Below are 23053 nucleotides of genomic sequence, written 5' to 3'. Positions count from 1 at the left end.
AATCTGTGCAAACGGCGTGTTCCTACAAAAGGGACATGCCGTTTTTTTGTGCTACCGGTAGGTGATCTAAACAACATTTGCCAATGCATTTTACATAAGACATATACAGAATTCATTAAATACCACAATAGCTTTTATATACTTAATTTGCTTGATATAGCGAACTATAAGGACTAGGTGGTAGACAGAATGTTAAAAAAACGTGATTTGCAGGAATGCCATTCACTGTACAGCTTTATGATGGACCCCGCAGTTTTTCCTTACGTTCGTTATGCATGCCAATCGTATGAGGAATATCTATTCCTGACTAAACAGTTGATGGCTGAAGAAGAACAAAAGACGGCGATTTCCCGAACGATTTTGAATGAAACAGGGCAGCCTATTGGTACGATTGATCTGTATCATATCGAGCATCAAACCGGTTTTTTAGCCACCTGGATAGGATCACCGTTTTTTGGAAATGGGTATAGCCAAAGAGCCAAATCAGCCTTCTTTGTTGAATTGTTTCTGGAACATGGGATTGAAACGGTATTTATGAAGATACGCAAGCAGAATATAAGATCCAGAAAAGCGGTACAAAAACTGCCTTATGTTAAGTTAGCCAATGATGTGTATCCAGAAGTCTATCAACGGATTAATAGGAATGAACAGATGTATGATCTGTATTATGTTGAACGGTCAGCCTTTATCGAAAATAGTATGAATCTGCACCAAGTGGTGGCTACGTAACTTATTCAGAGAGCGTCAACAGCGACGTCAGAGATGACGGCGCTATTTTGTTATGATGAGAATGAAAATGGAACATATTTGGACATAAATGCAGGAATATGGAATAGAGAATCGAAAGTCACATAAGCGGATAAAGCGTATGCAATAGGGTGTGCGTTTAATGAAGGAGGCGTATTATGAATAATATCAATAAAATTCTGGGTGTAATTCTCATGGTTGGCAGTGTGTTTATCTCGACAATAGAGAGAATCTCAATACGAGTATCTGTTGCTATAGTAGAAGCAGGATATGCTTCGGGAGGAACCAATGTACCCCAGTTCGCTCAGACGAACGAGCATTCAACAGGTTTACTTGTATACTTCATGTTCTTCGTTGGATTCATACTATTGGTTGCGGGATTTCCGGGGAGTTACAAGAAAAATCGTAATCATAGGCATAGCAAGGAAGTTTAGCCAGAGGAGGAATGAAAGTGTCCGAACAGGAGGAAGTATTAACGGGAGGTAATGTGAATCAGGTTGTCAGAATCGGAGCGACGGTTCGCCGGAGTACCAGACCTGATCCTTATGTGCAGGAGCTGTTGTTGCATCTCGAAAAAGTTGGATACGATCATGCTCCTCGATATCTGGGAGTAGATGAAGAGGGAAGAGCAATACTTACTTACCTCGAGGGAATCGTTCCAGGCAATGACTATCCCGAGATTGAAGCGTACATGTGGTCGGATGAATCGCTAAAGGGAATCGCAAGACTTTTGAGAACCTATCATGATGCGACTGCTACATACTTAACTGATGCTCAATCCAGCAACGCTTATTCTAATACAGAGAAACATGAGGTCATGTGTCATAACGATTTTGCACTATACAACATGGTATTTAAGGATGGCGTGCCACAGGGAATTATTGACTTCGATATGGTAGGCCCGGGTCCACGCCTGTGGGATATTGCCTATACATTATATACTTGCGTTCCGCTGGCAAATTTTTCTCCTCCAACTCAGATGAGTGGTAAGGAGGTTATCCCTTATTGCAGTGAAGCGCACGCAGCCGTTCGGAAGAAACGCATTGAATTATTTATGAACACATACGGAGTTGCTCTACCGCTGGATTTGAAGCAATGGATTGTATCCCGCATTCGTTTTATGTGCAAGACGCTAGCTGATCGTGCGGCTGATGGAGATGTCGCTTTTATGAAAATGGTCGAAGAGGGTCATCTCGCACACTACGAGAAAGAAGTTATTTTTCTGGAAAAACATTTTGATGACTGGACTTAAATCAAGGAGTGAATTTCTTAATGTACAAACCAAAAACAACCGCAACAGACCAAAGTATCGTTGAATTTATTGAACAGATCGAATCTCCTCAAAAAAGGAAGGATGCCTATCAATTATTGGATATCTTCACGGAGACGACAGGCTATGAAGCAAAAATGTGGGGACCAAGTATTATTGGATTCGGTACATACCACTACAAATATGAATCGGGACACGAAGGCGATGCACCACTGGTAGGTTTCTCGCCACGAAAGGCGAAGATCAGTTTATATTTTGCTACGGGGGATAGTGAACGTGAGGATCTCCTTAAGGACTTTGGCAAACATACAACAGGCAAAGCGTGTGTGTACATCAACAAGGTAGCAGACATTGATGTGGATGTATTGAAGGCACTAATCGTGCAGTCTGTTGAGTTCTTAAAACAAACCTATCCGGATCACTAACTCTACAGGCTACGGCTACCAACAAGCTGAATCACCGGAGAGAATAAAACTCTTCAATCTATCGCATGAACATGATGACGCAAAGACAGGCTATCTTGATGATCAAGACAACCTGTCTTTTTGCTTGAGTCTTCCTACTGTTTACCTTCCCCGTACGCCCGAATCTCGATCAACTCCGCGTACTTGCTGCCATTGGTCGCATGAATGCTTACCTTAAGCGATTGCACGTACATAGGTACATCCAGGCGATGAATGATTTTTCTTTTGCGGTTTTCCGTAACGTTGATAATCTCGATCCACTCGCCAGACTGAGCCCATACCTCGACTCTATAATCCCGAACGAGTTCAGGCATCACACGGAATGTCGTCTGATGGTGATGCAAATTAACCAGATCCTCGTTCACGTCATCATTGAACGTCAAATGCAGTTCGGCCAAAGTTTGTGGCTCTTCCCATGTCAGTTGTATCCATTCCGGCTTGCCAGACTGCATCGGCTGGGACATCCACTGCTGTGGCCCACCGTATGGTCGATGATAACCGTTGATCGTGTTGTCCGCTGAAAAGGCGGTAGTCTCAGCGAGGGTACGACAGCAGAAGGGCTGACGCGCCAATCCCTGCATGGACCACAAGACAACAGGTTGATCCGTGGCATGATCCTCCAGATTTTTGGACACATGGTTTTCTTCTGTTCTGAAGAAGATCAGTACCCCGTTGTGTGCTTCCGTGGAATGATAGAGGGTGATGGCTTCATTGGCCCGGATGATTATAAAAGCATTTTGCGGTTCTTCCGGTCTCCATTCGAGCGGAAGCTTCACCCACTGCCTAGTCCCTGTTGGAACGTGAACAGTCGCCGTAACTTGTAACGAATGCGGGACGTAGTTCTCCTTACGCCCCGTATCCCATAGCTCTACCGTCAACATGGTATCGCCGGATGCATCCAGCAGCAGCTCCAGGCCGCTGAGCAATGGATGCACAGGCAGCAGCAGGGCAACATCCGTACCCAGCGGGTACGTCTCGCCAGGCTGCTCAAGAGCGATGCCCATCAGCGTGCTGGAGGCTGTGACCTTGGCACGCCGGGCCAGATCCAGCTCATCGTGGCTACGCACCCCGATGATGGATGCGTCCTGCCGCAGCAACGTCTGCTGCAGCACCGCCAGATGCCTTGCGTGCAGCTCGCGCGGCGACACCCCCATGGCCGCGCAGAGCGCTGCGCCCGTACCTGCGGCTTCGCCGATGACGGCACATGTCGCCATGACGCGCGTTGTGCCGAAGGCGACATGTGATGCGCTGATGTCGCGTCCGGCCATGAGCATATTCCGCACATTTGCGGAATACAGGGAGCGGAACGGCACGTGATATACGCCGTCGGCATGCATATGCTTCGAGCCGCTCGCTTCGGCGTACATGCCCTGCGGGGGATGCAGGTCGATGGACCAGCCGCCAAAAGCAACGGCATCCGGGAACTCCCGTTGGCTGATGATATCGTTCTGGGTGAGTACATAGTCACCTGTGAAGCGGCGGTACTCCCTTTTGCCAGGCAGAGAACCGATCCATTCCAGCGTCATATGGTCGGCTTCGAATTTGCCGGAATTCTTGATATAGTCCCAGATCCCGTAGATCACGGACCACAGTTCATCACGGATCAGCTCATTGTCATGAACGGTGTCATGCTCACCGCCCCATTCGATCCACCAGTAATGACAACCGGAATCCCCGCTGCGAATGACCCGGCGAATCGGAATGCTCGTCTGTGTGATATCCTTGGCAAAAGAGGGCGGGATATAACGGACAGGCGCACCCGTATCCTTGGTATAAAAGAGGAGCGTACTGCCCAGCGTGATCTGATCGGCCACCTCAGGCGCCCATTCTTCACCATATTCGCTGCGGGCTTCCCGGCCGAGTGCAAACTTGGCACCTGCCAGAAAGCCAACCAGTCCATCGCCCGTGCAGTCCAGATAGATCTGACTTTCGAATCGGATTTTGCGCTCAGAGCCCATCATCCACCCGGTAACAGAGGTGATCATACGTTCCTCTCCATCCCCAGTGGCCTCAACTTCATGGACATCCGTGTTCAGGTACAGGCTGATGTTGGATTCAGCTCGAACGGCTTCCAGAATGATCAAATCCCAGAGATAAGGATTGCCCTCCGGATTACGATATTGATTCTCTACAAACAGTTCCCCCATGATGCCAGTCTCGCGCGCATAGCGGTTAATTCCGTGGGCGGTAGCGCCGCAGACCCATACGCGGACTTCACTGCTGGAATTACCGCCGAGTACAGGACGATTCTGCACCAGAGCGACCTGTTGGCCCAGCCGGGCTGCAGATATAGCAGCGCATACGCCGGCAAGCCCGCCCCCGATGACGGTAATATCCGGTGTAACGAGTTCATGCTTCATACGGACACCTCTCTCATTGAATATGGATAAGCCTTAGCTAAGATTTCTTGTTTCATATCTATAATTTCATATTAGTTCTATATATTTACTTTTCAAATACACTATATTATCATCGAGCATATACTTTATTTCATAACAAAGGCAGGTGTGTCATGGAGCTTCTTAATCACATCTACTGGAAGAAGAAAGCTGAATTTGCTCTGGCAGAAGATATCTACGACGCTTGGGTCGTCTTTGCCGTGGAAGAGGGCGTATTTCGTTACGAGATTGACGGGCAGACCGGAGAGGCGGGTTTTGCTGATCTGGTGTTGTGCCCACCCCGCGTTCCTTTTCGCAGAGAGACAGTAACCCCGCTGACATTTCACTATATGTTGTTCCGTTGTAACTCCGTAGATACTGAGAACCTCCTGCCTCCAATCGGAAAATCCCTCATTAATGATACGAAGCGTCTGGCTTCTACCTATGCCTATCTGCGTCTGGCGAGCGAGGACAACGATGAGGCTACAACAGAGTGGAAAACCCATCTGATGATGGATTTGTGGCGACTGCACCAATGGGAGCGAAGACAGAGCAGGCTAATGGAAACGAAGTTCACAGAGGATGCTCTAATGGCTGAAGCGGCAGTGTTGTTGGAGGAATGGGCAGGTGAAGCAGTTAGTCTTCGAACGTTGGCGGAACACCTGGCGTTAAGTCCGGTCCAGCTTACCCGGAGGTTCCGGGAGGCCTTTCAAGAGACACCATCTGATTATCTGAAAGCGATTCGTCTCAAAAAGGCAAAAGATTTGCTGGCAGATAGCCGGCTGACCCTTACACAGATCGCCGAGAGATGTGGATATGAGAACGGATTTTATCTAAGCCGTGTATTTTCGTCCACCATAGGAATAAGCCCATCGGAATATCGGAGACGACATCAAGTGTAAGGTAAGGGTCCCATCCATCCATCCATCCATTCATTCAATCGAACTATCGAACCATCAAGTTTTTGTAACACCAATAGAACATATCTGTGCATTTCACATGTAAGCAGACAGCGAATATCACAAAACCATGCAAATCATTCGCCATCGGCTCTAAATGGCAGGCAGATGCTATAATGGGGGTCATTAATTGCAGGGGAGCGAGCCAAAGGAATGAAGAAGCCACATTGGAAGAATTGGTTGCCACAGCGGCTCAGGTACCGCCTGTTCGGTGCGTTTGTCGTTTTGATTCTCTTGCCGTTCAGCGCATTGAATGTTTACAATTATCAGCAGATTGAATCGCTGGTCGAGCAGAAAATCAGTGAGCAGAGTCATGAACAACTCGTCCAGATGTACCGCTCTCTGGAGGACCAGATGAGCATTGCCTTCAAAACACTCATTTTTCTGGAACAGGATTCCGCGGTAAGAAGTGTGCTAACCTCCCCGGACAGTCGCACGCCGCTGGAGAATAAGTCACTGGTGGAGGAAAAGTTCAAAATGATCAATAACAGCTTTTTTCTATATAATCCTTCGGTATACTTTACCTTGCTGGATTTTCATGATAGCGTTTACACTTCGTATTTGCCGAAAAATGCACTGAACTATGGCCCCTATCTGGAACAATTTCGTGAGCGGTTGGGTGAAATAACCTTTCCACAAGGCGGTGCAAAGTCACAGCCGCTTCAACCGGAAGAACTCTTCTATCGCTGGGATGCGAGGGATACCAACCCTGTGCTCAGAGAGTTATCCTCCAGCCCGTATCTGTTGTCACTGTATGCTTACATGAAAGATAGCGGCGGCAAGCGATACGGATTGGCACGAATTAGCATCGATTATTCCTACTGGTTCCAGACCATGCTGAAGGATTCACAGAGCAACCAGGAGTATTACCTTATTACAGGTAGTGGAGAGACCATAGCTAGTTCTTCCAAAACAGCAGTGCTTTCCCCGGACGTTACGCGTGAAATAGCTCTTCATCCAGCCCAGGCTTATCTGACCGATCCAGCATCGGATACGCTGATTAATTACGTGTACATTGAATCACTGGATTGGTATATGGTGAATCGCATTCCACTTTCCATTCTGTTTACAGAAATATCCGAGCTTAAGCAGCGTTACTTTTTGACCTTTTTTGGTTTCACAGCTGCATTTGTAGTGATGGCTTTTATGATCTCGGCAACGTTCACGCGCCCTTTGTCGCACTTGCAGAATAAGATGAGGGAGGTTGTCCGCAAAAACCTCAAGATTCGTATTCCCGAAGGCCGCAGCCGAGGGGAAGTACTGGAACTGACACGTACGTTTAATACGATGCTGGATGATGCCAATCAGATGATCAACAGACTCAAGGCGGAGGAACGCCAGAAGGAAGCGGTACATTTTCACATGCTCCTGGCCCAGATGAATCCGCACTTTCTTCTGAATACGCTGAATACAATGAAATGGAGTGCGATCCGCAGCGGGAATGAAGAGATCTCCGAGATGTGTGTTTCCTTGGGCAAGTTATTGGAAGTCAGCCTGAATTCACAGGTCGAATTGGTATACCTGAAGGATGAGATCGAGTTGGTTCAAGCCTACCTTCATATCCAGCGGATTCGGTACCGCGATAGTTTTGAGGTGACTTGTGAGTTTGACGATAAACTGGAATATGCATTGGTGCCCAAGCTGAGCTTGCAGCCACTGGTGGAGAATGCCATTCATCACGGTGTCGGGCCACTGGAGCAACTTGGTCAGATCCGCATCGGAATTTATAGGCAAGACACAGGCATGCTGATGCTGGAGGTGGCAGACAACGGAATTGGAATGGCGGAATCCCGGCGTCAGCAGACAACCCGCACGCGTCCGGGGATTGGTCTGTCCAACCTCAGGGAGCGATTACGGTTATTGTTCAAAGGCCAAAGTGAACTTGAAGTGATCGATTCCGAGCCAGGGACATTAGTGAGGTTCAGCATTCCTTTTTTATTGTCGACGCCTTACGTACAGAAGCGATCAGACTAGCTGACTGGAGAGGGAGAATCTGGCATGTGGAAAGTATTGCTTGTAGAGGATGAGGTATTTGTACGGGAGTCGGTGCGAGAGATTATTTCCTGGGAGGAGCTGGGCTTCACGGTCATCGGAGAATCCGGTAACGGGACCGAAGCGCTGGCCATGATCATACAGGATACACCTGATCTGGTGCTGACCGACATTATCATGCCGGGCATGGACGGTCTGGAATTACTCAGGCAGACCCGTCAGGCCGGGTTGAAAACCAAATTTGTGATGCTCACCTGTATGGGGGAGTTCGAATATGTACGACGAGCGATGGAATACGGGGCTTCGAATTATATTCTAAAGCTGTCGATGAGTGTGAATTCACTGCGTGATACACTCCGTAAAGTAAGTGCGGAACTGGGGGCTTCGGAGGAAGCCCGGACAGAGAACACTCAACATGAAGAGCCATCGTCCACACCGGTTCTCACATCAACGCCAGCTTCGCCTGATTCTCTTACCGTCTCATCTGCGCCGTCTTCTGAGATTGATCTTCCTTTCACGCCCGTTCGTGAGCCGATTGTGAAGCATCCGGAGATTAGCAAAATAATTGAATATATTGGACAGCACTACGATCAGGACATTACCGTCAAATCCATGTCACGGTACGTGATGATGGGCGAGAATTATGTGAGTGCTCTGTTCAAAAAGAAAACCGGTCATACCCTGATTCATTACCTGCATGGGGTACGGATGGAGAAGGCGGCTGAATATTTACGTGAGACGGATCTTCCTGTACAGGAGATCGGTTATCGGGTAGGGTTCGGAAGCGATAATTATTTTATCAAAATATTCAAGCGTTGGACCGGTTGCACGCCTAGCCAGTACCGCCACCGCTCTTGATTTACAGGATGAGTAGAAGGAATATGTGTACCGAGTGCTTAGACAAGGTAGGGTAAATCCGTATTTTTGTTCAATCCGAATCATGGATATGTATCTTATGAACCCAGCAAGGTCCCTGCTACGATATAACGGAAGGCATCACTTCAATTCAGGGAGGTCATGTGACCAGATGAGAATCAAAAAAGGATTAACCGGGTTAATCGTAGGTGCGCTGATGCTGGGCTTGCTTGCCGGCTGTGTGGGTAAAAATGAGACGAACGGTGGAGATAACGGAGGTGGAGCGGCAGCGGGAAAAGTGAAGCTCACCATGTGGGGCGCGGTGCCGCCCGAGAATGGTCCGCAGGAAGTCGTGGATACCTGGAATGCGGAGCATCCCGATATTCAGGTGGAGTATGTAAGGTTCGTGAATGACGACGATGGTAACCTGAAGCTGGATACGGCGCTGTCTACTGGTCAGAACGTTGACCTGTATGTCAACTATACCCTCACCAATCTGGATAAACGTATCAAAGGCGGAACAGCACTGGATCTGGGCGAGTTCACCGATTACAACATTGATGAGAAAATGGGTGAAGATGCGGCTTCCTGGAAAGTGGACGGCAAATATTACGGGATGCCGACCAAGAAAAATGCTGCTTTCTTCGCTTTAAATATGAAAGCGCTTGATCAGGCGGGACTGAGCGTACCCACAGCCTGGACTTGGGATGAAGCCCGTGAATATGCACTCAAGCTGAAGAATGTCGGTTTCAAGTACGGATTGGTGCAGCATACCGCTTCCTATGTGGACCCGCTCGATTCCGTTCTGGTGAAGAATGGCTATGTTAAGGCGGACGGCACTTCCAACCTCGACGATCCGCTCGTTACCAAATGGCTGGAGACATTGAACGGAATGATGAAAGAGGATGCAACCACACCACCACTTGGTGAGCAGTTGACTTCCAAAATGCCGGTGGAGAACATGTTCCTTGGCGGCGAGTCTGCCATGATTAATATCGGCGAATGGCTGATCCGTACGTCAAACAATATGACCGAATTTCCTCGTGATTGGAAAATCGCCTTTGCTCCTGTACCGAGATTGGCTGCACAGGAAGCAGATATGGTGAAGAGTGGAGGACTTGGTGACTTTATTGCGATCAATTCCAAGTCTAAAAATAAAGAAGCCGCATGGGAGTTCCTGAAATGGTATGCCGATGGGGGAATGATGCCGATGGCTGCCGGTGGACGTCTGCCTTCCTCGAATGCAGTTGATCAACAGACTGCCATTGATCATCTGCTCGGTGATTATGCAGATTCTTATGACAAAGAGTCACTGGAATTTGTGTTGTACGGTGACGAAACACCTACGTTTGTCCGCAGCATTGCACAGGAAGTGGTCGATCTGCGTGCACAGGAGTATGAAAAGTTCTTCCTTGGTAACCAGACTGCCGAAGTTACGGTACAGAACATGGTCAAACGCCATAATGACTGGTTGAAGCAGAATCAATAGAATGCAAAAGAAATGAGTCCAAAGACCGTCCCATTGGGGCGGTTATTTTCTTTTCTATATAAGCAATACACCATTAGACGAAAAAGAGCATTAGAGGTATGACGTGATATAGTGTTATCCCGCCTAAGGAAAATAGAACATTTCCATGTGGATATACTCCCGGAAGGCACTGTCAATATACATAGTTCTGTGATATCAGGAGCGGGGTTATGTTCCTTAAAAGTTAAAGGACATCTTGTTATGCTTAATTCCAGAACAGATGTTAAGGAGTGGGGGAGCATATGCATAAATCCTGGATGAAACGGCAGAGCAGGCTCGGGTATCTGTTTATTGGGCCCAATATGATTGGCGTACTGTTGTTTTTTATTATACCGGCTGTTTATTCATTCTATCTCATGTTCACGGATTACAAGTTCATGAGCCCCGAGACGAATTTTGTGGGGCTGGACAATATCCGCCGAATGATGAATGATGATTTGTTTGGGGTGGCTCTTCGAAATACATTTGTATTTTTGTTAGCGGTTCCAATATCGATGGGGTTGGCATTTATCGTGGCGGTGGCTCTGAACAAGTCGGTGTACTGGCAAAAAACGCTGCGCGCCCTCTATTTCATGCCCTATATCACCAGCGGCGTTGCCATCGCCTTTGTCTGGATGTTGTTATTCCAGCCATCGTCAGGGCCAATAAACGGTTTCTTGCGTGGCATTGGTATTACGAATCCACCGGGCTGGTTGTCGACAACTGAATGGTCCATGTACGCGATTGATATCATCTGGATCTGGTTCATGCTGGGTTACAACATGATTATTTATTTGGCCGCTTTGCAGGAAATCCCGGAGGAATTGGTCGAGGCAGCACGCATTGATGGAGCCCGCCCCTGGCAGACGATACGCCAAGTGATCTGGCCGCTTGTAAGCCCGACTACCTTTTTACTGCTGATTACAGGGCTGATTATGACGATCAAAAACTTTGGCATTATTCAGGCCATAACTCAGGGTGGGCCGGGAAATAGTACAACGGTGCTGTCGCTTTTTATCTACCAGAATGCCTTCCGCTATTACGAGATGGGATACGCTGCCGCCATTAGCTGGGCGCTCTTTGCCATCATCATGATCTTCACTGTGTTGCAGTGGCTCGGTCAGAAACGTTGGGTTCACTATTAAGGAGGGGAGGGAATCGTTATGGAGAAAATAAATGCTGCGAACGTGAAACCTATAGTTCCGCAATCACCTAAAGTTAAAGTCCGCAGGGAGTCTATCACCCAGATTCGGAAGATCGTACTGACGCTTCTGATGTCCGGATTTGCTTTGCTGATGATTATGCCGTTCATCTGGATGATCAGCACGTCGTTCAAATCTCCTGCGGACGTCTTCACCTATCCCATCCAGTGGATACCCTCCAGCCTGAACTGGGAGCATCATATCAAGGTCTGGAGCGGGGCGGATACCTTTGCCACGTATTATCTGAACTCGTTGAAAATATCGTTAATTAGCACGATCGGAGCTGTGTTTCTCTCGGCGTTTGCAGCTTATGGCTTCGCAAGGATTCAATTCAAAGGACGGGAGACACTGTTCCTCATCTATCTCTCAATGATGATGGTGCCGCCGCAGGTGCTCTTTGTGCCCAAGTTTTTGATGTTTGAATGGGTCGGCATCTATAATACGCATTGGGCCCTGATCCTGCCCGGAATGTTCACGATCTTTGGGGTGTTTATGCTTCGGCAATTCTTCCTGTCGGTTCCATCGGAAATTTCGGAAGCGGCGTTTATCGATGGTGCGGGTCACCTGCGTATATTCTTCAGACTGATTCTGCCCTTGGCGAAGCCAGCGCTGGCTACACTGGCGATTATCGATTTCTCCTGGCACTGGAATGACTATGAGAATGCGCTCGTGTTCCTGATCGACAAAGATCTGTACACCGTGCCGCTTGGTCTGCAGAACTTTATTCTGGAGAACAATGTCGACTACAACGGCATGATGGCCGCTGCCACGGCAGGTATTATTCCGATGATTATCGTTTTTCTGGTCGGCCAGCATTATATCATTCAGGGCGTGGCCGGAAGTGCCGTGAAGGGCTGAAGTTGTGTTCACAGTAACTCCCAATATAACCCTTTTGCTGACGAGGAAATTTTCGCGGCAGAAGGGTTTTCTGTTGAAAGGGAGAATTAATTCATGATCTAAGTTTATCCAATGGAGGCGATTCTCTTGGAAATGAAAGTCATCACTTTGCCTGCTTTTCACGTTATAGGATATTCAATCGAAGCGACGGTAGAAGAGTTTGAATCAGGGCTGGGCAAGAGCCATTATCATAAGTTAGTGGAGAGAAAGAAGGAAATTCATCATCGAAAAAATAACTACGTCATGTTGATGCAGATCTATCCGATGAACGAAAATTTCAATGCAAAGGTCGATAAGTTCACACATCTAATAGGATATGAAGTAACTAGTTTGGAGAACGTCCCGTCCGGGATGATAAGTCATGACGTCCCTGACAGCCAGTATGTGACTTGCACGCATCGAGGGATTGAGTCAGAGATTGGTGATACATACGATTATATATATGGACAGTTGCTTGATGAGACCGGACATGAACCGAAGTGTTATGATTTTGAAATCTGGGATGAGCGCTACCAACCGGAAAGTCCCAATAATGAAATAGATATATATGTAGCTTTGCAATCATAATCTCGGCAATCTTCCGCAATACAATCGTTCAAACTTCGTATATAATGAACAATGACATATGATGCTGTATGACTACATAACTATCGCGAGGTGCACTAGACTTATGCCAACCATCTACGACTTTACCGTAACCAGAACCAGTGGAGAGCGTTTCCCACTCTATCAATATGAAGGAAAACCTGTGCTTATCGTAAACACGGCAAGTAAATGTAAATATACACACCAGTTTGATGACATGCAGAAGCTGTATGACCAGTACAAGGATCAAGGACTTCAGATTATTGGTTTCCCATGCAACCAGTTTGCAGAGCAAGAGCCTGGAAGCAGTTCGGAAGCAGAATCCTTCTGTCAGATTAACTATGGTGTAAAATTTCCGATGTTCTCGAAACTTGATGTGAATGGAGAAGCGGCGCACCCGCTCTACGACTTTTTGAAAAGATCTGGTCCTTTTGCCGGATTTGATGAAACGGATATACAGGCTAAACTATTGAAATTGATGGTGGCCGATAAAGCGCCAGAATGGTTACACGGAGATGCAATCAAATGGAATTTCACGAAATTCCTGATCGATGCAGAAGGTCGTGTGGTTAGACGCTTCGAACCGATCGACTCCATTGACGAGATTCAAGAGAGTATTAAGCAGCTTCTATAATTTCACTTTCATATATCCTACAGGGACATCACACGAATCGTTCCTCTTCCGAACAGGAGGTGCATGAATGTGCCGAGCATGATGCAATTTAGTGCTTCACTGGAGTATAGTTACCGATCCACCAGCACGTTTAACCCAGGCAAGTCAGATGGATTCCATTCACATCCACATTATGAGATTTATTATTTTCATGATGGAGAATGTACCTATATCATAGGAGACCGGGTATACAATCTGGAGCCGGGTGATCTGGTATTAATGCATGGCTTGACCCTTCATCGACCACATCCGAAGCCAGGCAGTGCTTATGAGCGAAGTACACTGCATTTTGATCCATCTGCCATGCGCAGCAGCCTGCATCCGGACCGTATGGTTGAGGTCCTGAGACCATTCGAAGAACTCAGAAACTGTCGGGTCAATCTGAAGGGAGATAACCGCTCTGAATTCGAAGCTCTATTGCATGATCTTCATCGTCTGTCTCAGAGTCAGAGCCATTTCAGACAAGAGCGCATGAATGTCAGACTGTGTGATCTGTTGTATTTTGTAGCAGAGATCTGCCAGGGTGATGTCCAGGAACAACTTCCCTCATCGGAGAGGGAACGCCATATCCAACACATTATTCGTTATGTGGATACCCATTATATGAAGGATATTGGTCTGGATGATTTGGCACTGGAATTACATCTGTCCAAGCCGTATCTGGCAGGCATGTTTAAGGAAATGACAGGTTTGACGGTATTCAAATACCTGTATGACCGCCGTATCAATCAGGCGAAGCTTTTGTTTCAGTTTCAGCCTGAGATCACCGTGACAGAAGCAAGTCGATTGTCCGGTTTCAAGCGCCTTTCGCATTTTAGCCGGATGTTCAAACAAAGTGTGGGATGTTCGCCTGATCTGTACCGTACCCAATTGCATCGCCAATCATAGAAGTCATCTGTAAGCTGACCAGTTTGTCTGGTTGGCTTTTTTTGTTGAATTTCGTTTGAGCAATGCATTCCACTGTGTTTAGAGGACACGCAGAACAGGTAAAGAAAGGTAATGAACCCAGAGGAGGCGAATATGAATGAAACAGCGCACACCGGATCAGAATAACAGCGATCCCCGTCAGGATCAATCCCGTGACAATCCCGAACAATCTAAGACAGAGCACGAAAGTCTGCTTGACCAGTATGAAGAAGAACAGACTGTAGATCCAATTCCGATGGAAGATCTGAATATGGAAGCTCAGGAAGAGAAGAATAAAGATCAGACAAAAAGCAACTCGTCTACCGAAGAGAAATACCGGGCGGATTATCGCAAAAAGGGGAGCGAGTGAAAGTTAACTCCAATGGCTGATATGAGCATACTGCTTTAAGCATACATCTGTCACTTTTTGTCGAATGTATATTTAGTGAAAATAAATTAGTTTGTTGACTAATGTATGTTACTATATTATAGTTACTATGTTGGCAAATGAATTAAAAAATTTGGGAGGCGAATAAGAATGACTACTTTTTTTGATGCGTTGAAAAACAGAAGATCTTATTATGGAATCAGCAAGGAATCTACAATTTCAGATGCTAAAATCCAGGAAATCGTAGAAGAAGCGGTAAAATATACACCAACGTCCTTCAACTCACAGACATCCCGTGCTGTTGTATTGCTTGGTGAACAACATGATAAATTGTGGAATCACACAGAAGAAATTTTGCGTGAAGTAGTAGGCAATGAAGAAGCCTTCAAATCCACAGCAGAGAAAATGACTGGATTCCGCAGCGGATATGGTACGGTTCTCTTCTTTGAAGATAACAATGCGATCGCACAGCTTCAACAGAATTTTGCAGCTTATGCAGATAACTTCCCGATCTGGGCTAACCAATCCAACGGTATGTTGCAACTGGTAATCTGGACTGCTTTGGAACAAGAAGGTCTGGGTGCATCTTTGCAGCACTACAATCCGTTGATTGACGAAAAAGTGAAGCAAGAATGGAACATTCCTGAGAACTGGAGATTGATCGCTCAGATGCCATTTGGTAAACCAACGGCAGCACCGGGTGAGAAAGAATTTCAACCGATTGAAGAGCGCGTAAAAGTACACAAGTAAGCTTCGTTTTTCCCAACATTTAACCACATACGGCCTCGCTTCAATTTGATACGATGATAGTTGATCGTAATCCAATGAAGCGAGGCTTTTTGATGTGAATAATAGATTAAAAGATATAACGAATCAAGTTGTGTGGAAGATAGCATTATGCGGGTTATTAACACTTGGTTCGGTGGCTGGATACAGTTCTGCCGTTCAGGCTGCAACCGTGCAGCATCAGTTTCAGGATACGCGTACGAGTTATGCGAAGGATGCCATTACACATTTGGTAGACAAAGGAATTGCTGCCGGTACGTCAGAGACTACGTTTGAACCAAAGAAATCCGTTACTCGGGCAGAATTTGCGACGTTTGCGGTGAGATTGCTAGGTTTGAAGCCTGTTAAAAATAACATTAATCCTTATCAGGATATAAGCATGAATGCCTGGTATTACGGCAATGTTGCCGCCATGACGAATCTTTTCATTTTGGAGGGAAAGGGTCAGGGAACATTCCAGCCTAATGCGTCCATTACGCGCGAAGAAGCAGCTGCTCTTCTTGTTCGGATGTTAAAACAACAACCCGTAGAGACGTCACTCTTATCTTCAACGTATTTCGACGCAGCGGATATCTCTGACTGGGCACGCCCTTATGTGCAGACGGTATATCAACTTGGATTGATGCGGGGAAGTGGAGGCATGTTCCGACCGCATGACCAAGTAACGCGCGAAGAAGCTGCCGTCATGCTTGATGCGATCTTACAAAAGAAAACATGGTCTGAACAGTTACAACGTGGAGATGAACTCGGTGTTCAGTTGGGCTGGCAATATAATTCCACTACCGCTGAATTCAAGAAGCAGGTGGAAAAATCTGAAGTGAATACGCTCGTCCCACGCTGGTTTTTCCTGAACAGCAGTATGAAAGTAACGGATCACGCGGACCCTGCATTGATCTCCTGGGCATCCGCCACTGACAGACAACTATGGCCATTGCTTGGTAATCGTTCCGATTCGGCACTTACCCATCAGATGTTATCCAGTTCAGCCAACAGAGCGGCAGTGATCTCACAGGTAGCTTCTTATGTCAAAACCTATAAATTGGACGGCATTAATGTGGACTTCGAGAATGTTGATCCTGCGGATCGTGAAGGACTGACGGCATTTGTCACCTCCTTGACGGCTACGTTGCACGCACTGGGTGCAGTGGTGTCTGTGGATGTATCACCAGATCTGGGTACAGATTGGACGGATGCATTTGATTATGCCAAACTGGGCGCTGTATCGGATTATATGGTGCTAATGGGATATGAGGAACACTGGAACGGTGATCCGATAGCAGGATCCGTGGCGTCTCTTCCATGGGTGGAAAAGGCACTGGATACCATGCTCTCCGAGGTGGTACGTGCCAAAACCATTTTGGCCCTTCCGTTATATACACGAGACTGGTCTTCAGTGAATCCGGCAAGTAGTTCTTGGGACATTACATTGTCAGAACAGGGAACACGTGCGCATGCTATAGGATCTGTAAGACGATGGGATGCAAGTCTGGTTCAATACCTTATCGGGTACAACAGTAATGGAATGCCAAGATATATATGGGCAGAGGATAGTCGTTCGTTATCAGCCAAAGTGTTGATGAGTGAGCAACGGCAAATTGCTGGACTGGCATACTGGTATATGGGTGGCGAAACAGCCGATGTATGGAACGCCATTTCGAATGCATCACGATTTGAATCTTATAACTTCTAACCATTATGGATTGGATAGACTCAAACGAGCCGTGATACAGGCGGATGGTTTGGGTCTGTTTGTTTTGGTATAAGATAAGCAATATGAGGAATCGTTTAGGCTTGGCTGAACGGTTTAATGTATATAAGGACAAAATATATATAGTTCAGGAGGAGAAGGAGCATGCGAGAGGTTGATTGCATAATCGTGGGTGGAGGGCTCGCAGGGCTTCAGGCCGCCATTCAGCTTGGACGTTATTCCGCTCATCAGGTGTTGGTCATCGATGCGGGAGAAGGCAGATCAACCCTGTGTCGGACGTACCATAATATCCTGGGTTTCCCCGATGGGGTATCCGGTGAAGAGCTCAGAGCCCGAGGCAGGATGCAGGCAGAGCGGACCGGTGTATCTTTTGAGAAAGATCGTATAGTTAGAGCAGACCGTCATGGAGAGAAGATTCAATTGTTCGGTACTTCCGGGGTTGAATATAGGAGCAAAACCGTGTTATTGGCAACAGGGCTATCGGATAGAGTTCCAGATATTCCGGGATTAACTCCGACGCTGGGCCGTACAGTCTATGTCTGCCCTGATTGCGATGGTTATGAGATTCAGGATCAACGTACGGTACTATTGGGATCTGGCGAACCAGGTGCCAATATGGCGATGATTTTAATTCAGCGTACGAATGATCTGTTATATATCAATCATGAGCAGGCTCCCATATCTGCAGAGCTCCATCGCAGCATGAAAGAGGCGGGCGTTCGTTATCTGGAAGCGGCTGTCCAGGAAGTGCAACAGATTGAGGATGGACATATCACCGGAGTTCTGACCGAAGATGGACAGATTTTTGAGTCGGAACGGGGATTTATCGCATTTGGAGGCAATCGGGTGCACTATGAATTGGCAGAGCAGCTTGGAGCTGTAATTGCAGATAATAAACATGTAGAAGCTGATCCGCGCAGCTTGCAGGCAGCGACGAATGTGTGGATAGCCGGGGATCTGGGATTACATGCAGAGCAAGCAACGGTTGCGATGGGTGAAGGTTCCATTGCCGCGATCTGGATTCATAAGGCGTTACAGCAGATGACAAAGGATTAACTGCGGAGTTCATCCTCAAAATGATTTCAGTTTGAACAACTAGAATATCATTTTTCCATAACCCCAAAAGACCTCCCAAGCCATGAATAGGCTGGAGGTCTTTTGGGGTTAACTTCGTTTAGCAAAAGCATAATCATTTATCCGATGAATTCTTAGGCTTGGTAGAAGACTTCTCGTCCTTCGAGTCATGGGAGAAGTCTTTGCGAATGTTGTCCACGATATCACCAACCACGCCTTCGATCATGTCGGTTGGTCCGGGATTATTTTTGTCTGGATGGATCACGGTATTCACGCCTGGTTCAAGTTCATCCTTTGTCTTCTCAGGTTTGGTTTTATCACGCATGGGAAATCCCTCCTGGTTCGTATTGTATAAGGTGCAAGGTGTTCATTAACATATCCAAACACCGTTACACATATGTAAACGATTAACCGCTGTAGTTCTTTTGAAACGCGTACTTGCTCATACCATAGAAGATATATGCAGAATTGAACGTGCTGATTAAACTTCTGCAATACGTTTATATTATAGATAACCAATTGATTATGAAGTCTAAAGGTTAAAACCAATAAACAACTAATATACAGGAGGTTATTCAGATGAATGAACAAAATCATGTTATCCATAAAGATGGCCAGGTTTCAACGGACAAGGTGGACAATGCAATCGAGAAGATTGCACCGGAAGAGAGAGAACAGATTTTACAGAACTTTGATGCATTCAAAGAATACCTGGGTAAACGAATTGCGATGGGCGAGTCTATCGGATTAAGTGAAGAACAGATGGCTAAAATTGCCCAGAAAGTAGCTGACCATCTGGCTGCAAACGAAGAGCCTCGTAACCGTGAAGAAAAGTTGCTTCAGGAACTCTGGAATGTCGGCAAGGAAGATGAACGTCACATGCTGGCCCATATGCTCGTTCGTTTGGCGCAAGACTCCACACCCAATCATTAAGATTAACATTGATGGGTAAACATAAGGAATACTAGAGCAGGTCTTCAAACCTGCCCAAAGCGGAGCTTAACAAGAACCCCTGAATGACGAGGTCTTCAGGGGTTCTTAACATTTACGGAGATTACAGACAGGAGTAATGACGTTAATTGTAACTATTTTTAATCTGGCTGATACTTTTATATCCCCCTTTACTAGTATGATAGGAAAAGAAAGAACGTTGAATGAAAAGTCCACTTGAGCGTTTGATAAGAAAGATTTCCGGTTAAGGAATACATAACGTTCATATTAAGGAGAGATGTTACCTATGAAGAACGCGGCAAAACAATGGAAACTACGAATGATCGGTGCAGTTGTTGCTTTACTTGGCATGATTGTGCTGACTACATATTTGCTTACCCCAGCGAATGCGCAAGAAAGTGCAGATGCCCAACAGCCATCTGCCAAAGACGCACAGGTTGCGAACTCCGAGATGTTTACAGCCTATGTTGAAGGTATGCACATGGAAGATGGCAAATTGTTTATGACAGTGGACAAGATTGGCTGGTATCAGGGTGAAGAAGCCGATGCAATTTTTGCACAGCGTAATCCGGAAGCAGGTATAGACGGGGCGCCAGATGGTTACTATATTGTCAATGATAGCAAAGAGCAGGAACAAGTTGAGGTTAGTGCCAATGCTGAAGTATTGATGCAGTTGTATGATCGGGATGGTACGATGCAGGGCGCAGACATTCAATGGAATGAACCTGTGTCATTATCCAAATTCGAATCGTTGTATGAGAATACCCGTATTCTTGATCTGTCCCTATTCCCGTATCATCTGACGGTGCAGGACGGAAAAGTTACTAAAATTGTGCAACAATACATTCCATAAAAATAGGATGAAATTCATCATACAAGCATTCCTCCGGTTCATTGGAACGGTGAGGGATGCTTTTTGGTTATGACAAATTCATGAAAGCGATTGTAATTAATGGTAGGTACATGTATCATTATTGGAATGGCGTTTTTACATAGTTCAGGAGGAGCCTCATGCTTAAAGACATGATTGCATTAACTAAACCCGGACTTCTAAGGCTGAATGTGTTTGCGGTAGCAGTAGGATTCTGGGTAGCTTCAAAATGGGACATCAACTGGTTATCTCTGCTTATGGTCGTGATTGGATCAACTTTGGTTATTGCTTCTGCATGTGTGATCAACAATTATTGGGATCGTGAATTGGACCAAAAGATGGAGCGCACCAAAAAAAGGATGGATTACATTAACCATCTGAAGCCAAGGTTCGTACTTGGCTATGGCATTATTCTGGGCGTTGTTGGATTAGCAGTACTGTATCTCCTGGTGAATCCGTTATCAGGTTGGATGGCACTGCTAGGGTGGTTCGCTTACATTGTGATTTACACGATGTGGTTGAAACGCAGTTCAACGTGGAGCACGTCGCTCGGTGGAATTGCAGGAGCGATGCCGCCTGTCATCGGGTATACATCTGTAACCAATGAAATTGATGCTGGAGCCTGGTTACTGTTCGTGCTATTGTTCCTCTGGCAACCACCACATTTCTGGTCATTGGGGATTCGTAGGGTAGAGGAGTATCGTGCTGCCAGTTTCCCTTTGTTACCGGTGGTCAAAGGGGTGAAACGCACCAAGTTTCAGATGATCCCTTATGTTTTTCTGCTGCTTCCAGCTGTATTCCTGTTGTATTATTTCGACTACGTGGGTCTGGTATTTCTGATTGTATCACTGGTCGGTGGACTGATCTGGTTCGTTCATACACTTAGCGGACTGAAGACACAGGATGATGAGAAATGGGCAAAAGTGAACTTCTTGATCTCGGTGAATTACCTTATGCTCGTATTTATTGTGATGGTTGCGAATACGACATGGTCATAATCAGCATCATTGAAAGTTCAGCTTGAGAGAGGTTGCTTTAACAACCTTCACCGCATGTAAAAGCACACGTTGGGATAGCGTTTGGACAACCTCTGGTTGTTAAACCATATTCTGCAGTGTGCTTTTTTGGTATAATAAAACAATTGAAACATATATGTGGGAATATAATGCAAGGTGGGAAGTGACAGCATGTGTAATTTGGAACAGGCCGTACGCTGGAGACAAGAAGGCAAGGTGAACGAAGCGATTGAGCTTCTGCAAGAGATTACAGTTCAGGAACCCGATAATGCGAATGTCTGGTATCAACTGGCGTGGGCACATGATTCGCTTGGATTGGAGCGGGAGGCTGTCCCGCATTATGAGAAGGCACTGAGTCTTGGACTTCCTGGTGAGGACAGAGCAGGAGCAATACTCGGACTAGGCAGTACATACAGAACGCTTGGACAGTACGAGCAGGCAAAGGTTTGGTTGGAAAAAGGAATGGAAGAATTCCCGGCGTACCGCGAATTTGAGGTTTTCTATGCCATGGTGCTATACAATCTGGGTGAACATGCAGAAGCGATGCAAAGACTGCTCGTGCAACTTGCGGATACATCCAGTGATAAGAGAATCAATGACTATAACCGAGCAATCCGTTACTACGCAGATCAGCTGGATCGGGTGTGGGACTGAACGAATACGCAAAAAAAGGGAGATGGATGAATATGAACTCCAATCAAGATCTGAAACAGGTACATGATAGGTTAGATCAAATTGAGCAGAAGCTGGATAACCTGGAAGGTAGCCAGCAGAAGAAACGCTCACCTGGCGTACGCTTCCTGAGTGGCTTTGGCATCACGATTGTGGTGATATTTGTACTGCTACTAACCCTCGGTGTTATCCAAATTGTAAGTAATGGATAGGAAAAATTGATTTAACGAAAAACGTAATAATTTTCCGAATGAATTACTTACATAGTTGTACCGAGCCACTGTTGAACCTCTTCAATGAAACGCCGCGTAGCTGGTGATAGATTGACCAAAGACGGGCACGCCATTCCGATCGTGCGATAAGGATCTCCAGAGAGTGGCACGAGCGCAAGCGAATCAGCATGATTTTGAAGAACCATCTCCGGTAGCAAGCTGATGCCGAGACCATTACGGACCATCGCCATGATGGCTTGATCTTCTGCGACTTCATAGACGACATTGAGCTTGGCTGCATGCTGACGGATCAGTCTTTCAATCTCATTATCCCCGCCCCACTTGGGCAGAATGAAGGGTTGCTCCAGTAGAATATCAAACGAAACAGATTCCTCTGAGGCGAGAGGATGATCCAGAGGCAGGATGCACATCATCCTGTCTTTTTGTAATGGAATGGTCTCAAAAGGCGATGAATCGCCCAGGGATAGAAATCCGAGGTCAATGGCACCTCCAGCCAGCCAGCCCTCAATCTCAGCATAATCGCCCTCCCACAGCTTGATCTCAATTCCTGGATGACGCAGGCGAAATTGTTTCAGGATGCCTGGCAACCATTGCGTGGAGACACTTGCGAAGGTGCCGATCCGCACGGTACCAATCTCGGCGCCGCGAATCAGGGAGATTTCTTGGTTCATCAGTTCCGTCCAGCGCAGAATCTCACGTGTATATCCCAGAATGCGTTCGCCTTCAGCGGTAACCCGTATACCGGAGCGGCCGCGATGGAGTAGTGAAAAACCACATTCGGTCTCAAGACTTGAGATGGCATGGCTGACTGCGGATTGGGTGATATTCAGGGCTTCTGCTGCTTTGGTGAGACTGCCATATTCCACAACGGTATTCAATATTTCGTATTTGATCAGTGACATGAATGGTTCTGTTCCTT

25 protein-coding genes are annotated in these 23053 nt (G+C 46.5%); 22 read left to right on the top strand and 3 right to left on the bottom strand.

Annotation, left to right across the window (positions count from 1 at the left end; translation table 11 throughout):
- The first annotated feature begins 189 nt into the window (after nucleotides 1-189).
- The 4 genes from MHH93_RS05845 (at nucleotide 190) to MHH93_RS05830 (ending at nucleotide 2442) form a co-directional block, all read left to right on the top strand.
- Entirely contained in the window at nucleotides 190-729 is a 540-nt protein-coding gene (locus MHH93_RS05845; RefSeq protein ID WP_500053210.1) for a GNAT family N-acetyltransferase, read from the top strand.
- A gap of 176 nt (nucleotides 730-905) precedes the next feature.
- The gene (locus tag MHH93_RS05840; RefSeq protein ID WP_500053209.1) at nucleotides 906-1181 is read left to right on the top strand and encodes a hypothetical protein; all 276 of its coding nucleotides are present in this window, start codon (nucleotides 906-908) and stop codon (nucleotides 1179-1181) included.
- A 17-nt stretch (nucleotides 1182-1198) separates the two neighbouring features.
- The gene (locus MHH93_RS05835) at nucleotides 1199-1999 is read left to right on the top strand and encodes an aminoglycoside phosphotransferase family protein (protein ID WP_500053208.1); all 801 of its coding nucleotides are present in this window, start codon (nucleotides 1199-1201) and stop codon (nucleotides 1997-1999) included.
- 20 nt (nucleotides 2000-2019) lie between these two features.
- Nucleotides 2020-2442, top strand: coding sequence for a DUF1801 domain-containing protein (locus MHH93_RS05830; RefSeq protein WP_500053207.1), 423 nt, complete (start codon nucleotides 2020-2022; stop codon nucleotides 2440-2442).
- A gap of 134 nt (nucleotides 2443-2576) precedes the next feature.
- On the opposite strand, the gene MHH93_RS05825 is transcribed toward MHH93_RS05830, so the two are convergent.
- A complete protein-coding gene (locus MHH93_RS05825; RefSeq protein WP_500053206.1) occupies nucleotides 2577-4841 on the bottom strand; it encodes an FAD-dependent oxidoreductase in 2265 nt (754 codons plus the stop codon).
- 152 nt (nucleotides 4842-4993) lie between these two features.
- Here MHH93_RS05825 and MHH93_RS05820 point away from each other — a divergent pair, with 152 nt between their 5' ends.
- The 13 genes from MHH93_RS05820 (at nucleotide 4994) to MHH93_RS05760 (ending at nucleotide 18373) form a co-directional block, all read left to right on the top strand.
- Nucleotides 4994-5761, top strand: coding sequence for a helix-turn-helix domain-containing protein (locus tag MHH93_RS05820; protein WP_500053205.1), 768 nt, complete (start codon nucleotides 4994-4996; stop codon nucleotides 5759-5761).
- A gap of 210 nt (nucleotides 5762-5971) precedes the next feature.
- On the top strand, nucleotides 5972-7792 hold the full coding sequence (locus MHH93_RS05815; protein WP_500053204.1) for a sensor histidine kinase: 1821 nt from the start codon (nucleotides 5972-5974) through the stop codon (nucleotides 7790-7792).
- Between the two features lie 24 nt (nucleotides 7793-7816).
- Nucleotides 7817-8668, top strand: a complete 852-nt coding sequence (locus MHH93_RS05810) for a response regulator transcription factor (protein ID WP_500053203.1) — start codon at nucleotides 7817-7819, stop codon at nucleotides 8666-8668.
- A 169-nt stretch (nucleotides 8669-8837) separates the two neighbouring features.
- The gene (locus tag MHH93_RS05805) at nucleotides 8838-10154 is read left to right on the top strand and encodes an ABC transporter substrate-binding protein (RefSeq protein ID WP_500053202.1); all 1317 of its coding nucleotides are present in this window, start codon (nucleotides 8838-8840) and stop codon (nucleotides 10152-10154) included.
- A 281-nt stretch (nucleotides 10155-10435) separates the two neighbouring features.
- Nucleotides 10436-11317 carry a carbohydrate ABC transporter permease gene (locus tag MHH93_RS05800; protein ID WP_278295597.1) on the top strand — a complete coding sequence of 294 codons (882 nt, stop codon included), beginning with the start codon at nucleotides 10436-10438 and terminating at the stop codon, nucleotides 11315-11317.
- An 18-nt stretch (nucleotides 11318-11335) separates the two neighbouring features.
- Nucleotides 11336-12232 (top strand): carbohydrate ABC transporter permease, encoded by an 897-nt coding sequence (locus MHH93_RS05795; RefSeq protein WP_500053201.1) that lies wholly within the window; start codon nucleotides 11336-11338, stop codon nucleotides 12230-12232.
- A gap of 132 nt (nucleotides 12233-12364) precedes the next feature.
- Entirely contained in the window at nucleotides 12365-12838 is a 474-nt protein-coding gene (locus MHH93_RS05790; RefSeq protein WP_500053338.1) for a GyrI-like domain-containing protein, read from the top strand.
- A gap of 103 nt (nucleotides 12839-12941) precedes the next feature.
- Nucleotides 12942-13490 (top strand): glutathione peroxidase, encoded by a 549-nt coding sequence (locus tag MHH93_RS05785; RefSeq protein ID WP_062833964.1) that lies wholly within the window; start codon nucleotides 12942-12944, stop codon nucleotides 13488-13490.
- Between the two features lie 78 nt (nucleotides 13491-13568).
- Nucleotides 13569-14417, top strand: coding sequence for an AraC family transcriptional regulator (locus MHH93_RS05780; protein WP_500053337.1), 849 nt, complete (start codon nucleotides 13569-13571; stop codon nucleotides 14415-14417).
- Nucleotides 14418-14553: 136 nt separating this feature from the next.
- On the top strand, nucleotides 14554-14805 hold the full coding sequence (locus MHH93_RS05775; RefSeq protein WP_500053200.1) for a YczO family protein: 252 nt from the start codon (nucleotides 14554-14556) through the stop codon (nucleotides 14803-14805).
- Between the two features lie 168 nt (nucleotides 14806-14973).
- On the top strand, nucleotides 14974-15573 hold the full coding sequence (locus MHH93_RS05770; protein ID WP_036670536.1) for a nitroreductase family protein: 600 nt from the start codon (nucleotides 14974-14976) through the stop codon (nucleotides 15571-15573).
- Between the two features lie 94 nt (nucleotides 15574-15667).
- Nucleotides 15668-17299 (top strand): S-layer homology domain-containing protein, encoded by a 1632-nt coding sequence (locus MHH93_RS05765; RefSeq protein ID WP_500053199.1) that lies wholly within the window; start codon nucleotides 15668-15670, stop codon nucleotides 17297-17299.
- A 162-nt stretch (nucleotides 17300-17461) separates the two neighbouring features.
- The gene (locus MHH93_RS05760; RefSeq protein ID WP_500053198.1) at nucleotides 17462-18373 is read left to right on the top strand and encodes an NAD(P)/FAD-dependent oxidoreductase; all 912 of its coding nucleotides are present in this window, start codon (nucleotides 17462-17464) and stop codon (nucleotides 18371-18373) included.
- A gap of 133 nt (nucleotides 18374-18506) precedes the next feature.
- On the opposite strand, the gene MHH93_RS05755 is transcribed toward MHH93_RS05760, so the two are convergent.
- Nucleotides 18507-18716: a hypothetical protein gene (locus tag MHH93_RS05755; RefSeq protein ID WP_500053197.1), complete on the bottom strand. Its 210-nt coding sequence runs from the start codon at nucleotides 18714-18716 to the stop codon at nucleotides 18507-18509.
- Nucleotides 18717-18970: 254 nt separating this feature from the next.
- On the opposite strand from MHH93_RS05755, the gene MHH93_RS05750 reads away from it, so the two are divergent.
- The 5 genes from MHH93_RS05750 to MHH93_RS05730 all read left to right on the top strand — a co-directional run bounded on the left by MHH93_RS05750 (nucleotide 18971) and on the right by MHH93_RS05730 (nucleotide 22113).
- Nucleotides 18971-19324, top strand: coding sequence for a DUF3243 domain-containing protein (locus tag MHH93_RS05750; protein ID WP_500053196.1), 354 nt, complete (start codon nucleotides 18971-18973; stop codon nucleotides 19322-19324).
- Between the two features lie 304 nt (nucleotides 19325-19628).
- The gene (locus MHH93_RS05745) at nucleotides 19629-20195 is read left to right on the top strand and encodes a hypothetical protein (RefSeq protein WP_500053195.1); all 567 of its coding nucleotides are present in this window, start codon (nucleotides 19629-19631) and stop codon (nucleotides 20193-20195) included.
- A gap of 158 nt (nucleotides 20196-20353) precedes the next feature.
- Nucleotides 20354-21211 (top strand): heme o synthase, encoded by an 858-nt coding sequence (gene cyoE, locus MHH93_RS05740; protein ID WP_500053194.1) that lies wholly within the window; start codon nucleotides 20354-20356, stop codon nucleotides 21209-21211.
- 189 nt (nucleotides 21212-21400) lie between these two features.
- Nucleotides 21401-21883, top strand: a complete 483-nt coding sequence (locus tag MHH93_RS05735) for a tetratricopeptide repeat protein (protein ID WP_500053193.1) — start codon at nucleotides 21401-21403, stop codon at nucleotides 21881-21883.
- A gap of 32 nt (nucleotides 21884-21915) precedes the next feature.
- Nucleotides 21916-22113 (top strand): hypothetical protein, encoded by a 198-nt coding sequence (locus tag MHH93_RS05730; protein WP_500053192.1) that lies wholly within the window; start codon nucleotides 21916-21918, stop codon nucleotides 22111-22113.
- A 47-nt stretch (nucleotides 22114-22160) separates the two neighbouring features.
- On the opposite strand, the gene MHH93_RS05725 is transcribed toward MHH93_RS05730, so the two are convergent.
- The gene (locus MHH93_RS05725) at nucleotides 22161-23036 is read right to left on the bottom strand and encodes a LysR family transcriptional regulator (protein WP_500053191.1); all 876 of its coding nucleotides are present in this window, start codon (nucleotides 23034-23036) and stop codon (nucleotides 22161-22163) included.
- Nucleotides 23037-23053 lie beyond the last annotated feature (17 nt).

Origin of the sequence: Priestia sp. FSL H7-0729 (assembly GCF_038005685.1) — a bacterium.
Lineage (GTDB): Bacteria > Bacillota > Bacilli > Paenibacillales > Paenibacillaceae > Paenibacillus.
The sequence above is the reverse complement of the archived record's forward strand: the minus strand, read 5'-3'. Positions and strand labels throughout refer to the sequence as shown.